Below are 13,501 nucleotides of genomic sequence, written 5' to 3' on the forward strand. Positions count from 1 at the left end.
GCCGGTCCCGGTCCGGCTGCGGCCGGAGTGCCTAGGCTGGCACCGCTACGGAAAGGTGCTGCCATGGATGCTGACGCCCAAAGAAGGGCCGCGGTCGAGGAGCACTGGCGGGCGTCGGAACGCGGGGACACCGATGCCGAGCACGCCCTCTACGCCACGGACGCGATCCTGGACTACCCGCAGTCAGGGGAGCGGTTCCGGGGCCGAGCGGTGATCGCGGCGCAACGCGGCGGGCACCCGGCAGACCGGCACTTCACCGTCCAGCGGATCACCGGCCGTGCGGATCTGTGGGTGAGCGAATGCCTCATCACCTACGACGGGGTGCCTTCGTACTCGGTGAGCATCATGGAATTCGCCGGCCAGCACGTGGTGCACGAGACGCAGTACTTCGCCGACGCCTTCGGCGCGCCGGCCCGGCGGCTCGCGCTCGCGGAGCCGATGCCTGGCCGGACCATCGCCGAAGCCTGATTCCCGGCGGATCCGCAGACGGCGGAATCCGTGCGGGTGGGCGAACGCGCTCTCCACGGAACGGCGTTGTTCTCGGCAGTCCGCGCGGTCCCGGCCGCCCTGCCTCAGGCCGGCGCGTATCCCCGGCTGTGCACCAGTTCCCTGGCGAGGCGGGTGAAGGCCCGCGCCGCGGCGGTCCGGTAGGCGTCGGTGCGACGGAGCAGCGTGACGGTCCGGGTGGGCAGGGCGGGGGCGAGGGGGAGCGGGGTGAGGTGGGGGTGGTCGTGGGTGATGGCGTCGGGGAGCACGGTCGCCAGCGAGGTGCGCCGGACGATCTCGGTGAGCGCCTGGATGGAGTTCGCCTCCACCGCGATGCGCGGGCTGACGTGGTGCTGGGCGAAGTAGGCGTCGATGTGCGTACGGGTGGCGAAGTCGCCACTCAGCAGCGCGAGTTGGCGGTCGGCGAGGGCGGTGACCGGTAGCGGCTCCGGAGCGTCGGCGGCGGGGCCGGCGGCCGCGGTCACCAGGCTCAGCGTCTCGGTGAACAGCACGGCCGCCTCGATCCCGGCCAGATGCGGGCCGGCGAAGGCGATGCCGAGGTCCAACTCGTCGTCCAGCAGGCCCGTTTCGATGCGGTCCTGGGGCATCTCCCGGACCGCCAGGGTGACGCCGGGGTGGCGGGCGTGCAGCTCGGCGATGAGCGGCCCGACGAGGTAGGCGGTGAACGTCGGGGTGAGCCCCAGGCGCAGGTGGCCCCGGGAGAGGTCCCGCACGTCGTGCACGGCCCGCTCGGCGGCGGCCAGGTCGCGCAGCGCGTGCCGGGCGTGGTGGGTGTACGCCTCGCCGGCGTCGGTCAGGCGCACGGTGCGGCCGGTGCGGTCCAGGAGTTGTACCCCCACCGTCCGCTCCAGCTGCTTGACCTGCTGCGAGAGGGTCGGCTGTGAGATGTGCAGGTCCTCGGCGGCACGGGTGAAGCTGCCGTGCTCCGCAACGGCGAGCAGGTAACGCAGATGACGCAGTTCCAGGGCCATGTCACCACTATAGGACCTCCTATAGATGTGATCTATAGGAGGCATGGTTAGTGGCTCTTGGACTCTATAGGCCCAGGTCGTGCATGGTGGATCTCGCCGGCCCCACCGGACCGGTCAGCCCGACCGAAGGGAACGACCATGCCAGACCTCGCCGAGCGCGTCGCGCGCTTCCAACGCGACGTCCACCCGGCCAAGGCCGATCTGTTCGGTCACCTGGCCACCCACCACCAGCCGCACACGCTGTTCATCAGCTGCTCCGACGCCCGCGTCGTCCCGGAACTGCTCACGTCGAGCGAGCCGGGCGAACTGTTCGTCGTCCGCACCGCCGGCAATCTCGTCCCGGCCCACCACCACGGGTCCGGCGACGGGGTGGCGGCCAGCATCGAGTACGCCGTCGCGGTGCTCGGGGTCACGGACGTCGTGGTGTGCGGACACGCGGCGTGCGGCGCGATGACGGCGCTCGCCAAGGGCCACGACCTCTCCGGAACCCCCGCGGTCGCCCACTGGCTGCACCACGCGGACGCCGCCAGGGCCCGCGCCGCCGTCGGCGGGCCCGCCGCGGACGTGGCGGAGCTGGTGCGGCAGAACGTCCGCACCCAGCTGGCCAACCTGGTCACCCACCCCTCGGTCGCCAGGGCCCTCGCCGAGCAGGCGCTCCGCCTGCACGGCTGGGTCTACGACATCGCCTCCGGCGGCGTGGAGCGGATCCCGCACGGCGAGGCGACCCCGGGCGCCGTACCCCGCGCCGCCTGACCCCGCCGGCCTCTTCCCCGGCACCCGACCACCCCACCACCGAAAGGAAACCGTCACCATGACCGACGCCACCACCCCCCGCACGCCGCACGCCCAGTTCCACCCCGACGCCCGCCAGGCCCTGGCCCTCGCCGCGGTCGAGGCCAAGACGCGCAAGGACCTCACCTGGCAGCAGATCGCCGACGCCGCCGAGCTGTCGGTCGCGTTCGTCACCGCCGCCGTGCTCGGCCAGCACGCCCTGCCGGCCCGGTCGGCCCGCGCGGTCGCCGAACTGCTCGGCCTCGACGAGGACGCGGTGATGCTGCTCCAGACGATCCCCACCCGCGGCTCGATTCCCGGCGGCATCCCCACCGACCCGACCATCTACCGCTTCTACGAGATGCTCCAGGTCTACGGCACCACCCTCAAGGCCCTGGTCCACGAGCAGTTCGGCGACGGCATCATCAGCGCGATCAACTTCAAGCTGGACGTGAAGAAGGTCGCCGACCCCGAGGGCGGCGAGCGCGCCGTCATCACCCTGGACGGCAAGTACCTGCCGACCAAGCCCTTCTGACCCGGCAACCCCACCCGCCCCACCCGGAAGGAAGCCCACCATGGACTTCGCCCAGCGGACCATCGACCTCGCCCGTCAGAACGTCATCGACGGCGGCCGCCCCTTCGCCACCGTCATCGTCAAGGACGGCGAGGTCCTGGCCGAGAGCCCCAACAAGGTCGCCCAGACCAACGACCCCACCGCCCACGCCGAAGTCCTCGCCATCCGCGAGGCGTGCACCAAGCTGGGCACCGAGCACCTGATCGGCACCACCATCTACGTGCTCGCCCAGCCCTGCCCGATGTGCCTGGGCGCGCTCTACTACTGCTCCCCGGACGAGGTCGTCTTCCTCACCACCCGCGACGCCTACGAGCCGCACTACGTCGACGACCGCAAGTACTTCGAACTCGCCACCTTCTACGGCGAGTTCGCCAAGGAATGGGACCAGCGCCGACTCCCGATGCGGTACGCGCCCAGCGACGCGGCGGTGGACGTCTACCGCTTCTGGCAGGAGAACAACGGCGGCCGGCGCAACGCGACCTCGGTGCCCGGCCAGTAAGCACCGCCGTCCCGACGCAACACCTCCGGCGCCCGGCAGCCGGGCACGCTCCGCAGCGTGCCACGGCCGCCGGGCGCCGGCCCGTGCGCCACTACCCGTCGAAGTCGGTGGAGCGGCTCAGCGCCTCCCAGGCGGCGAACTCCGCCCGGGAGCCGTCCCAATGGGCCGAGAGCGCATCGGCGGCGTCATTGCCCAGCGGCAGCCGCAGCGGAGTGTGCTCGGCGTCGAGGGCGGTCAGCAGCGCGGCGGCGGCCTTCGCGGGGTCGCCGGGCTGCGCGCCGTCGCTCGCCGCGAGCGACGCCCGGACCGGGCCGACCATCTCCTCGTAGGCGGGCAGGGCGGCGGATTGTCGGAGGGCCCCGGCAGCCGCGAACCCGGTGCGGAACGCGCCCGGTTCGACGATCAGCACCTTGATCCCCAACGGCGCCACCTCGGCCGCGAGCGCCTCCGACAGCCCTTCCAACGCGAACTTCGACGCGCAGTAGGCCCCCACGCCGGCGAACGCGAACCGCCCGCCCATGCTGCTCATCTGCACGATCGCCCCCGACCGGCGGCGGCGCATGTGCGGGAGCACCGCCCGGGTCAACGCGGCCGGCCCGAACAGGTGCAGGTCCATCACCTCGCGCAGTTCCCGGTCCGTGGTCTCCTCGACCGCCCCGACGACGCCCCGACCGGCGTTGTTGACCAGGACGTCGATCCGGCCGTACCGCTCGACGAGCTCGCCCACCGCGCTCTCGGCGGCGGCCACGTCCGTGACGTCCAGGCGCTGCGCCACCACCCGGCCCGGGTGCGCCGCCACCAGCTCGTCCAGTGCCGCGGTCCGCCGGGCCGCGGCCACCACGAAGTCACCGGCGGCGACCGCGGCCTCGACGATCGCCCGCCCGAAACCGCTGCTCGCACCGGTCACCAGCCATGTCCTGCTCATCCTCGTGCTCCCTAGATCGCCCGGCTCTTCGCGGACCATCCTGCGGAGTCACCGCGTCACCCGTCCAAGAGCCCTTGTGATAGCCGACGGTTATCACCGGGCGCCGGCGACGGGGCGCCCGCCGAGGCCAGTTGCCGCCGGGCGAGGTCCACGAAGGCGGCCGTGGCGGGGTGGGACGGCTCGGCCGGCCGGGCCAGGTGGACGGTGACCGGACCGGCATCGACGATCGGGAGGTAGCGCACCCCGGGGTGCGGATGGTCATGGGCGGTGCCCTCCGCGGTGACGCCGACCGCCTCGCCGGTGGCGATCGCGGTCAGCCACTCGTCGACCCCCGGCACGTCCAGGGTCGCCGGGCGCCGCCCGGCCGGCCACAGCTCCGGGCCCGTGGTCGACGCCGTCGCGCACAGCGCGACGACCTCCCGCCCCACCTCCGCCAACCGGACCTCGGCGCGTTCCGCCAGCCGGTGGCCCACCGGCACCGCGGCCATCCGCCGCTCCCGCACCAGCGCGTGATGGACCAGTCCGGAGTCCTCGACCGGACGGGTGCGCAGGAAGGCCAGATCGGCCTCGCCGCGGCGCAGCGGCGCCTCGGGATCGTCGACCCGGCGCACCCGTACGGGGACCTCCGGACATTCCGTGCGCCAGGCCCGTAGCAGGGGCACGGTGTGCCGGCCGAGCGCGGCCCAGGCGAAGACCAGCCGCAGCGGTCGCGGCCCGGCCGGGGCCACCGCCTCGGCCAGTGCGTCGTCGAGCTGCCGCAGAATGCGCCGGGCGTGCGCGCACAGCCGCCGTCCGGCCGGGGTCAGGGCCAGAGTGCGCGTCGTGCGCGCGACCAGCCGCACCCCCAACCGGCCCTCCAACTGCTCCAGCGTGCGGGAGAGGGCCGGTTGCGTGATCCGCAGGGTCCTCGCGGCGTCGGTGATCGTCCCCTCGTCGTCGATCGCGACCAGGGCACGCAGATGGCGCAGCTCCACATTCATAAACGCCAAGCATAAATCCAGCCCGGAAGGCATTTCCCGGTCCGCGGGCGGCGGCCGTAGCGTCCCGGGCATGAACATTGCGCTGATCGGAGCCACCGGCACGCTGGGCACCGCCGTCCACACGGAGCTCACCGGCCGCGGCCACCACGTCCGCACCGTCGGACGCACCGCCGGCGACCTCCGCCACGACCTCACCGACCCGGACCAGATCGCCGCGCTCTACCAGGCGGCCGGCCCGTTGGACGCCGTGGTCAGCACCGCCGGAGACGTCCCCTACAAGCCGGTCGCGGACATCACCGCCGACGACTGGCAGGCGGCGTTCCGCGGCAAGGTGCTGAGCCAGCTCGAACTGGTCCGCCAGGGCCTGTCGCACGTCGCCGAGCACGGTTCGTTCACCCTGATCACCGGCATCCTGGCCCGGGAACCGATCCCCACCGGCGCTGCCGCCTCCATGGCCAACGGCGCCGTCGAGGCGTTCGTCCGCGCCGCCGCGATCGAGATCGCACCGCAGCGGATCAACGCCGTCAGCCCCACCGTCTTCACCGAATCCCTGGACGCCTACGGCGACTTCTTCCCCGGCATGGGCTCGGTCCCGCTGGCCGACGTCGCCCGCGCCTACGTCCGCTCCGTCGAGGGCCGCCAGACGGGACAGGTCTACACGGTGCAGTAGCGAACGGGACCGGCGGGCGCTCAGTGGGCCGCGTGTGCGGCGTGGGCGGGAGCGGTGTGCCGGATCAGCTCGTCGACGACGTCCCGCGCATCGCCCCGCCGCGCGAACGCGGCCCGCTGCCGCCGCGCACCGCACCCGCCCGGCCCGCGCGCACCGTCGTCCGCGCCGTCCTGGGCACCGGCGAGCCGGCGCACGGCCGCGGTGACCGCCGCCAACTCCCCGGACGCCTCCAGGGCCGGCCGGATGTACGCGACGAGTTCCCGCAGCAGGCGACCGGCCGGGACGGCCCGGCCGGTGCGCACGTCGAGGGCGTGCTCGGCACAGCCGTCACGGGCCGCCCGCCAGTAGGCCGCCCGCAGCAGGGACGGGCACACGTCGGGCCCCGGGGCGCCGCGCCGCACCTGCTTCAGGGCCTGCACGACCAGAGCCCGGACCAGGACGCCGAGCATCGGCGGCCCGGCGACCGGCCACCGATCGCCGGCGGCGGTGCGCCAGCTGGCGTACCCGGTGTCCCGACCGTCCCGGAACGGGGAGTTCGCCGACAGTGCGACCAGGGACGGCACCCACGGCCGCAGGTGGTTGCAGACCAGGACCGCGTGGTCCAGGTCGGGGACCTCGACGTGTGCGTGCAGGCCGCAGTGCGTGTGGGTCTCGTTGCCTCCCTTCACACCGGTGGTCCAGCGCCCCGACCCGTGCGAACGCAGCCGAGACCCCCATGTCCCACCCGACGTCCGCGCCGGAGGAGGCCGTCCGACGGTCGCCGGAAAGGTCCCGGACCACCTGCTCCGGGCCAGTGGCCCCGACGCCACGGCCCGGACCGAACCGCTGGGCCTGGCGGCCGGGACGAAGCGGGAGCCGCTGGGCCCCCACGACGCCGTCCGCGCCGCGCGGGCCGGCTACGTCGAGGTGTGGGTGCTCATGCCCAAGCTGACCGTCCGAGTGCAGGTCACGGGGCCTGGAACGGCCGTGCGACGAGCACCCGTCGCCGGTTTGGGATCCGGACATGACCCCTTCAGGTGGAAGAAGGCATGAAGTCTCCCCACTCGCCCCACCCCTCATCGACGATTCGGAGCGTCACTGATCACCGGTGTGATCAACACAAAGGGGTGGGCCGGCCCGCGGGCCGGTAGCGGCCATTCCGCGGCGCCTACGGGTGCCGCCGGGTGGCCGCGCCCACAGAAGGGGACGAATCACGATGAACGTCAAGCTGCTCTCCGCCACGGCTGCCGCCCTGGCCGTGGCCGGGGTCGTCGCCGGATCCGCCGCCGCGTACGCGACGGTGTCCGGCGACGGTGGAAACCGCATCGGCACGGTGCGGGCCAACGGCAAAGCCTCCGTGAAGCAGGGGGGCCTCAGTGCCACCTGGGTCGAGGAGGCCGGCGACGTCAAGCAGGTCGTGCTCACCGGCAACCGCATCGGTGTCCTGAAGGGCAACGGTGACGCCTTCGTCAAGGAGGGCGGTCTCAGTGCCACGTGGGTCAAGGAGGCGACGGACGTCAAGCAACTGGCGCTGTCCGGCAACCGGATCGGGGTGCTCAAGGACACCGGCGAGGCGTTCGTGAAGGAGGGCGGCCTCAGTGCGACCTGGGTGAAGGAGGCCGACAAGGTGAAGCAGTTGGAACTCTCCGGGCGACGCATCGGCGTGGTCAAGGGCAACGGTGACGCCTTCGTCAAGGAGGGCGGCCTGAGCGCCACGTGGGTCAAGGAGGCCGCCAACGTCGTCGACATCGACCTCGCCGGCAACCGCATCGGCGTCTTCAAGGGGACCGGCGAGGCGTTCGTGAAGGAGGGCGGCCTCAGTGCCACCTGGGTCAAGGAGGCGGACGACGTGATCCAGTTGGAACTGTCCGGCAACCGCATCGGTGTCCTCAAGGACGACGGTGACGCCTTCGTCAAGGAGGGCGGTCTCAGTGCCACGTGGGTCAAGGAGAGCGACAAGACGACCCAGATCGCGTTGTCGGGCAAGCGCATCGGCGTCCTCAAGGGCAACGGCAACGCCTACGTGAAGGAGGGCGGCCTGAGCGCCGCCTGGGTCCTGGAGGCGACCAACGTCACCGAGCTGGCCTTCTCGTAGCCGGCCATCAGGAGGAGGCGGGGCCCCGGTCGGCGCGTGACGCCGGCCGGGGCCTCAGCGTGCGGCGCCCGACGGCCCGTCGGCGTCGGCGTACTGGGCCACCCCGTTGCCGAGCGACCAGTCCAGCGAGGCGTTCTCGGTCAGGGTGACGAACACGTTCCGCGGCACGGTGCCCGCGTACTCCTCGGCCAGTTCGGCGATCCGCCGGTAGAGCGCCTGCTTCTGGTCGGAGCTGCGCCCCGCGCGCAGGGTGATCGCGACGTACACGATGCCGTCGTCGCGCTGGATGCCGAAGTAATTGCCGTACCGCAGCGTGCTGTTGGTGCCGTCGTGGCTGGTCAGGACCTGGAACCGGTCCTCCGGCGGGATCTGGATCGTCTCGATCAGGGCGTCGTGCACGGCCCGGCCGAGCGCGTCGAGCCGCTCGGCGTCGGCCCGCAGTGCGTCGATGCGGACGAAGGGCATGGGGTTCTCCTCGGTGCGGTGGGGAGGCGTGGCGCGTCAGCGCGTGACCGGGTGCGGCTGGCTCGGTCATGATCGTACATACTAGTAGGTACAGACGTGGGGCGTTCGGCGGGCAGGCGCCCACCGGCGGCCGACGCGTAGGGTCCGCGTCTGAACCAGCACAGGTTCCGCAGGACCTCTCCGACGACGAACTCGGCACCGCCGTCCGGGAGAAGACGGCACAGCCCGCGACTCCGGCGGAGGCCGGTCGCCTTCGCCAGCCGGCCGGCTGGCGGCCTCTGACGCCTCGGGCGGGCCGGCCTCAGGGGATCAGTCGTTGCTCCTTCGCCGCCGCGACCGCACCCGCGCGGGTCTCGACGCCGAGTTTGGCGTAGATGCGCACCAGGTGCGTCTTGACGGTGGCCTCGCTGATGAACAGGGCGCGGGCGATCTCGCGGTTGCCGAGCCCGCGGGCGAGCTGGCCGAGGATGTCCAACTGGCGCTCGGTCAGGGCGGCATGGGGCTTGCGCACCCGCTCCATCACGCGGTTGGCCGCGGGCGCGGAGAGCACGGCCCGGCCCTCCGCGGCGGCGGCGATCGCGGCGAACAGCTCCTCGGGCCGTTCGGCCTTGAGGAGGTAGCCGGTGGCGCCCACCTGCACGGCGCGGGTGACGTCGGCGTCGGTGTCGTAGGTGGTGAGCACCAGGACGCGGGTGCCGGGCACCTCGGCGACGATGCGGCGGGTCGCCTCGATGCCGTCGATGCCGGTGCCGAGGCTGAGGTCCATCAGCACCACGTCGGGCCGGCGTTGGGCGGCGACGGCCAGCGCCTCCTCGCCGGTGGCCGCTTCGCCGACGACCTCGATGCCGGGATCGGCGGACAACAGGGCGCGCAGGCCGGCCCGGACCACGGCGTGGTCGTCGCACAACAGCAGGCGCACCCGCCGACCGGGGGCGTCGGGGGAGTCGGGGGAGTCGGATGGGCGGGACATGCGGGTCACTCCTCGTCCGGGTCGGTCGCCGGGCCGCTCGCCCGGAGCGGCACGGCCGCGGAGACGACCGTGCCCTCGCCGGGATGGGACTCGATGGTCAGGGTGCCGTCGAGCTGCCGCAATCGGACCTCCATGGCGCGCAGTCCGTGGCCGCGGTGCGGTACGGCCCCGGCTGCGTCCTGTTGGCCGGGGCGGAAGCCGCAGCCGTTGTCGGCGACGTCGAGGACCACGTCCTCGTCGAGGTAGCTGAGGGTCAGGACGGCGTCGCTGGCGCGGGCGTGTTCGCGGACGTTGGCGACGGCCCCCTGGGCCACCCGCAACAGGCCCGCCTCGACGGCCGGCGGCAGCGGTACCGGATCGCCGTCGATCCGGAAGTGCACCGCCGGACCGCCGTGCGGCGCGTCGGACGTGGTGCCCGCGGTGGCCGCCCCGGCCGCGGTCTCGCGGCGGGCCAGCGCCCGCAGCGCCTCGGGCAGGCCGCCCCCGTCGGCGAGGTCGGCGGGGGCCAGGTCGTGGACGAACCGGCGCGCCTCGACGAGGTTGCGTTCCGCGATGGCGGAGGCGGTGGTCATGTGCTGGTGGGCCGCTGCCGGGTCCGCGTCCCAGAGCCGTTCGGCGGCCTGGAGCAGCATCCGTTGGCTCGACAGGGCCTGGGCGAGCGTGTCGTGGATCTCCATCGACAGCCGCTCGCGCTCGGCGAGCATGCCCGCCCGGCGTTGACTGCCGGCCAGTACGCGGCGGGTGCGCACCAGGTCCTCGATCAGCAGGTGCTGCCGGGCCGACTGGCGCTGCATGTGCGTGAACACCGTCGCGGCCAGGCCGGCGACCACCGGCGGCACCACGATCAGCAGCGGGTCGGGGCCGTTGATCCGCACCTGGGCGACCACCACCAGGACCGTCAGCACGGTGATCAGCGCCAGCGCGGCGCGCGCCGGGAGCAACTGCAACGCCGTGTAGACGATCGCCACCGCACTCCAGGCGAAGCTCGGTGCCTGGAGCACCAGGGCCACCCACCCGAGCACGAAGACCCCGAGCCAGACCCGGCGCCACCGCGGTGCGATCGCCCCGTCCACGGCCGGCCGCGCCACGTACGCCACCGCCAGCAGCGTGGTGAGCGCGATCACCCACCAGGTGCCGGGGGCGCCGGGATGGTGGGTGAGGTAGCGGGCCATGGCGGCGATCAACAGCAGGACGAACGAGGCCGAGATCACCGCCTCCATGCCGCGGCCGGTCGGTCCGTCCGCGGGGTCCGTCCGCGGTACGCCGTCCGCCGCTCCGGTACGGCCACCGCTCACGTGCTTCACGTCCATCCTTGATTCGTAGCCCGGATTCCGGCCCGCGCCCGTCATCCGATCGGTTGACACCGACGTCATCCATCATGCTCCGCGACGCCATCCGCTCCGCGGACCGCCCTCCCGCCCGCGCCACCAAGGATGGAACCACCGCAACCACTGCGGACCGCGGGGCCCCGGCCCCGGGGCGACGAAGAGGAGCACCTCCCATGCAGATGCCGTCCACACGGACCAGGATCATCGCCGGCGCGGCCGTCCTGGCGGCCGTCGGGGTGACCGCCGTCGGCGCGGTCGCCGTCGCGGCCCCGGACAACGCCGCCCGCAGCGGTGCGGCCACCGCGGTCCAGGCGCAGAACGTCGTCGCCACCGACCACCTGACCGTCGCCGCGGCGGCCAAGGCCGCGCAGGCCGCGCTCGCCGCCGCCGAGAAGGCCGACCAGCACGTGTCGGTGGCCGTGGTCGACCGCAACGGCAACACCCTCGTCACGCTGCGAGGCGACGGCGCCGGCCCGCAGTCGTACAAGGCGGCGGAGGAGAAGGCGTTCACCGCGGTGTCCTGGAACGCGCCGACCTCGACGCTGGTCAAGCGCCTGGAGCAGGCCCCCACCCTCAAGGACATCCCCGGCACGCTGTTCCTCGCCGGCGGCGCCCCCGTCCAGGCCAAGGGCGCCCCGGTCGCCGGCATCGGCGTGGCCGGCGCACCCAGCGGCGACCAGGACGAGCAGTTCGCCCAGGCCGGCGTCGCCGCGCTCAACGGCTGACGTCCACCCGCCGCCGCAGCGGTGCGTGTTGCCGCAGCGGTGCGCGTCGGGGGCGGCCCCGTCCACGGATCGTGGACGGGGCCGCCCCGGTCTTCCGTCGCCCACCGCGCCGTGCGAGGGTGTTGAGCAAGATCGTCGCGGCCGTCGGGCCGCTCGACCGCTGGAGGACGCCCGATGGACGGGAACCGCACCGTGCTGGTCACGGGGGCCGCACGCGGCATCGGCCGCGCGATCGCCACGGCCTTCGCCGCCGACGGCGACCGGGTCGCCCTGCACTACGCCTCCCGCCGGGCGGAGGCCGAGGAGGCGCTGGACGGCCTGGCGGGCAGCGGTCACGTCCTGGTGCAGGGGGACATCAGTACGCCGGAGGGCGCCGCCGGCGTGGTCGCCGCGGCCGTCGAGGCGCTCGGCCCGCTGGACGTGCTGGTCAACAACGCGGCGGTCAACGTCGCGCACCCGTTGGACCGCACCACCTTCGAGGACTGGCAGGACGCCTGGCGGCGCACCGTCGACGTGAACCTGCTGGGCACCGCCCACGTCACCTACTGCGCGGCCCGGAACATGATCGACCACCAGGTCCGGGGCCGCATCGTCAACGTCGGTTCCCGCGGCGCCTTCAAGGGCGAGCCCGACCATCCCGCCTACGGGGCGACGAAGGCCGCGATGCACGCACTGGGCCAGTCGCTCGCGGTCTCCCTCGCCCCACACGGCATCACCGTCGCTTCCGTCGCCCCCGGTTTCGTCGCCACCGAACGGGTCGCCGACCGGATCAGCGCGGCCGTCGAGGAGCAGAGTCCGTTCGGCCGGGTGGCCGCGCCCGAGGAGATCGCCGCCGCGGTGAAGTACCTCGCCTCGCCCGAGGCGGTGTGGTCCTCGGGCGCCGTGCTCGACGTCAACGGGGCGTCATACCTGAGGTGACGCCGTGGTCCGGGCGGGGGCCGGGGACGCCGGCTCGGGGGGCGGGGCCGGCGGCGCGGGCCAGCGGCGTGCGAGGTAGGCGCAGAGCACGAGTTGGAGCGTGTGGTAGAGCATCAGGGGCAGCACCACGACCCCGATCCGGTCGGCCGGGAACAGCACGGTGGCCATCGGCAACCCGCTGGCCAGGCTCTTGTTGGAACCGCAGAAGACGGCCGTGACCCGGTCGGCGCGGGACAGTCCCACCAGTCGGGCGGTGCCGTGGGCGGCGGACAGCGCCAGGGCCAACAACAGGGCGCAGACCGCCGCGAGGAGCAGCAGCCGCGCGGGCGGGATGCGGTGCCAGATGCCGGCGGTCATGCCGTGGCTGAACGCCGAGTAGACCACCAGCAGGATGGAGCCGCGGTCGCACACCGTGGTCAGGATCCGGTGCCGGCCCAACCAGTCGGCGATCCACCGCCGCAGTGCCTGGCCGGCGAGGAACGGCAACAGCAGCTGGACCGCGATGTCGAGGAGGCTGGACGGGGTGAGCGGTACGTCCCCGACCCCGGCTCCGGTCTGCCGCAACAGGGCGACGGCCAGGAGCGGGGTGAGCAGCACGCCGAGGACCGTGGAGAACGACGCCGAGCAGATGGCGGCGGCCACGTTGCCGCGCGCCATCGAGGTGAAGGCGATGGCGGACTGGACGGTGGACGGCAGCACGGTCAGGAACAGGACGCCGGCGGCCAGTTCGGGACTGAGGACGCCGGACGGCAACAGCCCGATCGCCAGGCCCGCGGCCGGGAAAAGGACGAACGTGAGGCCGAGGACCGGCAGGTGCAGGCGCCAGTGCCGGACCCCGTCGAGGGCGGCCCGCGGCGAGAGCCGGGCGCCGTACAGGAAGAAGAGCAGGCCGACCGCCAGGCGGGCGGTGAAGGAGACGCCGTCGGCCGCCGCCCCGTCGGCCGGGACGAGGGCCGCCAGGCCGATGACGCAGAACAGCGCGACGATGTACCAGTCGACGCGGCGCAGCACCCGGCGGGCGCCGCCGGGGGAATGGTGCGGCACGGATTCCTCCGTCGGGAGGTGGGAAGCGGTGGGTGGACGGTCGGGGCCGCGCCGCGCGGCCGTCTGACGACCAGGACGAC

The 13,501-nt window shown here is 73.4% G+C and carries 16 protein-coding genes; 8 read left to right on the forward strand and 8 right to left on the reverse strand.

The features are described from left to right. The first annotated feature begins 63 nt into the window (after positions 1–63). Positions 64–468 carry a nuclear transport factor 2 family protein gene (locus tag ACJ6WD_RS07785; RefSeq protein WP_331246898.1) on the forward strand — a complete coding sequence of 135 codons (405 nt, stop codon included), beginning with the start codon at positions 64–66 and terminating at the stop codon, positions 466–468. A gap of 104 nt (positions 469–572) precedes the next feature. On the opposite strand, the gene cynR is transcribed toward ACJ6WD_RS07785, so the two are convergent. After that, positions 573–1,478, reverse strand: a complete 906-nt coding sequence (gene cynR / locus ACJ6WD_RS07790; protein ID WP_407615364.1) for a transcriptional regulator CynR — start codon at positions 1,476–1,478, stop codon at positions 573–575. A gap of 138 nt (positions 1,479–1,616) precedes the next feature. Between cynR and ACJ6WD_RS07795 the strand changes: the two genes are divergently transcribed. The 3 genes from ACJ6WD_RS07795 to ACJ6WD_RS07805 are packed head-to-tail and all read left to right on the forward strand — an operon-like array spanning position 1,617 to position 3,322. Beyond that, positions 1,617–2,231: a carbonic anhydrase gene (locus ACJ6WD_RS07795; RefSeq protein WP_233655713.1), complete on the forward strand. Its 615-nt coding sequence runs from the start codon at positions 1,617–1,619 to the stop codon at positions 2,229–2,231. Between the two features lie 58 nt (positions 2,232–2,289). Then, on the forward strand, positions 2,290–2,784 hold the full coding sequence (cynS, locus tag ACJ6WD_RS07800) for a cyanase (RefSeq protein ID WP_020931177.1): 495 nt from the start codon (positions 2,290–2,292) through the stop codon (positions 2,782–2,784). Between the two features lie 40 nt (positions 2,785–2,824). After that, positions 2,825–3,322, forward strand: coding sequence for a nucleoside deaminase (locus tag ACJ6WD_RS07805; RefSeq protein WP_016577368.1), 498 nt, complete (start codon positions 2,825–2,827; stop codon positions 3,320–3,322). 91 nt (positions 3,323–3,413) lie between these two features. Here ACJ6WD_RS07805 and ACJ6WD_RS07810 read toward each other — a convergent pair whose 3' ends face one another. Next, positions 3,414–4,247: an oxidoreductase gene (locus ACJ6WD_RS07810; RefSeq protein ID WP_407615365.1), complete on the reverse strand. Its 834-nt coding sequence runs from the start codon at positions 4,245–4,247 to the stop codon at positions 3,414–3,416. A gap of 56 nt (positions 4,248–4,303) precedes the next feature. Further along, positions 4,304–5,227 carry a LysR family transcriptional regulator gene (locus tag ACJ6WD_RS07815; protein ID WP_407615366.1) on the reverse strand — a complete coding sequence of 308 codons (924 nt, stop codon included), beginning with the start codon at positions 5,225–5,227 and terminating at the stop codon, positions 4,304–4,306. Between the two features lie 70 nt (positions 5,228–5,297). Between ACJ6WD_RS07815 and ACJ6WD_RS07820 the strand changes: the two genes are divergently transcribed. Then, a complete protein-coding gene (locus ACJ6WD_RS07820; RefSeq protein ID WP_407615367.1) occupies positions 5,298–5,897 on the forward strand; it encodes a short chain dehydrogenase in 600 nt (199 codons plus the stop codon). A 20-nt stretch (positions 5,898–5,917) separates the two neighbouring features. On the opposite strand, the gene ACJ6WD_RS07825 is transcribed toward ACJ6WD_RS07820, so the two are convergent. Next, positions 5,918–6,565, reverse strand: a complete 648-nt coding sequence (locus ACJ6WD_RS07825) for a glutamate-cysteine ligase family protein (protein ID WP_407615368.1) — start codon at positions 6,563–6,565, stop codon at positions 5,918–5,920. A 527-nt stretch (positions 6,566–7,092) separates the two neighbouring features. Between ACJ6WD_RS07825 and ACJ6WD_RS07830 the strand changes: the two genes are divergently transcribed. Further along, positions 7,093–7,971, forward strand: a complete 879-nt coding sequence (locus ACJ6WD_RS07830; protein WP_331246903.1) for a peptidase S1 — start codon at positions 7,093–7,095, stop codon at positions 7,969–7,971. A 54-nt stretch (positions 7,972–8,025) separates the two neighbouring features. On the opposite strand, the gene ACJ6WD_RS07835 is transcribed toward ACJ6WD_RS07830, so the two are convergent. The 3 genes from ACJ6WD_RS07835 to ACJ6WD_RS07845 all read right to left on the reverse strand — a co-directional run bounded on the left by ACJ6WD_RS07835 (position 8,026) and on the right by ACJ6WD_RS07845 (position 10,716). Continuing rightward, positions 8,026–8,436: a tautomerase family protein gene (locus ACJ6WD_RS07835; protein WP_233656236.1), complete on the reverse strand. Its 411-nt coding sequence runs from the start codon at positions 8,434–8,436 to the stop codon at positions 8,026–8,028. Between the two features lie 301 nt (positions 8,437–8,737). After that, on the reverse strand, positions 8,738–9,406 hold the full coding sequence (locus ACJ6WD_RS07840; RefSeq protein ID WP_376447523.1) for a response regulator: 669 nt from the start codon (positions 9,404–9,406) through the stop codon (positions 8,738–8,740). Positions 9,407–9,411: 5 nt separating this feature from the next. Then, positions 9,412–10,716, reverse strand: a complete 1,305-nt coding sequence (locus tag ACJ6WD_RS07845) for a sensor histidine kinase (RefSeq protein ID WP_407615369.1) — start codon at positions 10,714–10,716, stop codon at positions 9,412–9,414. A gap of 191 nt (positions 10,717–10,907) precedes the next feature. Here ACJ6WD_RS07845 and ACJ6WD_RS07850 point away from each other — a divergent pair, with 191 nt between their 5' ends. Continuing rightward, entirely contained in the window at positions 10,908–11,459 is a 552-nt protein-coding gene (locus tag ACJ6WD_RS07850; RefSeq protein WP_016577666.1) for a heme-binding protein, read from the forward strand. A 174-nt stretch (positions 11,460–11,633) separates the two neighbouring features. Continuing rightward, complete coding sequence (locus ACJ6WD_RS07855; RefSeq protein ID WP_331246907.1) at positions 11,634–12,377, forward strand: SDR family oxidoreductase; 744 nt, start codon at positions 11,634–11,636, stop codon at positions 12,375–12,377. Here the strand turns inward: ACJ6WD_RS07855 and ACJ6WD_RS07860 are convergent. Further along, positions 12,363–13,421, reverse strand: coding sequence for a bile acid:sodium symporter family protein (locus tag ACJ6WD_RS07860; RefSeq protein ID WP_407615370.1), 1,059 nt, complete (start codon positions 13,419–13,421; stop codon positions 12,363–12,365). The two genes, ACJ6WD_RS07855 and ACJ6WD_RS07860, sit on opposite strands and share 15 nt — an antisense overlap. Positions 13,422–13,501 lie beyond the last annotated feature (80 nt).

The sequence above is a fragment of the Streptomyces sp. VTCC 41912 genome (genome assembly GCF_045799175.1).
Lineage (GTDB): Bacteria > Actinomycetota > Actinomycetes > Streptomycetales > Streptomycetaceae > Streptomyces > Streptomyces albulus_C.

What these genes read in the sequence shown, in the direction of transcription:
- ACJ6WD_RS07845 (WP_407615369.1), bottom strand. Translation starts at nt 10,716, where the DNA reads ATGGACGTGAAGCACGTGAGCGGTGGCCGTACCGGAGCGGCGGACGGC.
- ACJ6WD_RS07805 (WP_016577368.1), top strand. Translation starts at nt 2,825, where the DNA reads ATGGACTTCGCCCAGCGGACCATCGACCTCGCCCGTCAGAACGTCATC.
- ACJ6WD_RS07835 (WP_233656236.1), bottom strand. Translation starts at nt 8,436, where the DNA reads ATGCCCTTCGTCCGCATCGACGCACTGCGGGCCGACGCCGAGCGGCTC.
- ACJ6WD_RS07785 (WP_331246898.1), top strand. Translation starts at nt 64, where the DNA reads ATGGATGCTGACGCCCAAAGAAGGGCCGCGGTCGAGGAGCACTGGCGG.
- ACJ6WD_RS07815 (WP_407615366.1), bottom strand. Translation starts at nt 5,227, where the DNA reads ATGAATGTGGAGCTGCGCCATCTGCGTGCCCTGGTCGCGATCGACGAC.
- ACJ6WD_RS07855 (WP_331246907.1), top strand. Translation starts at nt 11,634, where the DNA reads ATGGACGGGAACCGCACCGTGCTGGTCACGGGGGCCGCACGCGGCATC.
- cynS (WP_020931177.1), top strand. Translation starts at nt 2,290, where the DNA reads ATGACCGACGCCACCACCCCCCGCACGCCGCACGCCCAGTTCCACCCC.
- ACJ6WD_RS07830 (WP_331246903.1), top strand. Translation starts at nt 7,093, where the DNA reads ATGAACGTCAAGCTGCTCTCCGCCACGGCTGCCGCCCTGGCCGTGGCC.
- ACJ6WD_RS07810 (WP_407615365.1), bottom strand. Translation starts at nt 4,247, where the DNA reads ATGAGCAGGACATGGCTGGTGACCGGTGCGAGCAGCGGTTTCGGGCGG.
- ACJ6WD_RS07795 (WP_233655713.1), top strand. Translation starts at nt 1,617, where the DNA reads ATGCCAGACCTCGCCGAGCGCGTCGCGCGCTTCCAACGCGACGTCCAC.
- ACJ6WD_RS07850 (WP_016577666.1), top strand. Translation starts at nt 10,908, where the DNA reads ATGCAGATGCCGTCCACACGGACCAGGATCATCGCCGGCGCGGCCGTC.
- ACJ6WD_RS07820 (WP_407615367.1), top strand. Translation starts at nt 5,298, where the DNA reads ATGAACATTGCGCTGATCGGAGCCACCGGCACGCTGGGCACCGCCGTC.
- cynR (WP_407615364.1), bottom strand. Translation starts at nt 1,478, where the DNA reads ATGGCCCTGGAACTGCGTCATCTGCGTTACCTGCTCGCCGTTGCGGAG.
- ACJ6WD_RS07840 (WP_376447523.1), bottom strand. Translation starts at nt 9,406, where the DNA reads ATGTCCCGCCCATCCGACTCCCCCGACTCCCCCGACGCCCCCGGTCGG.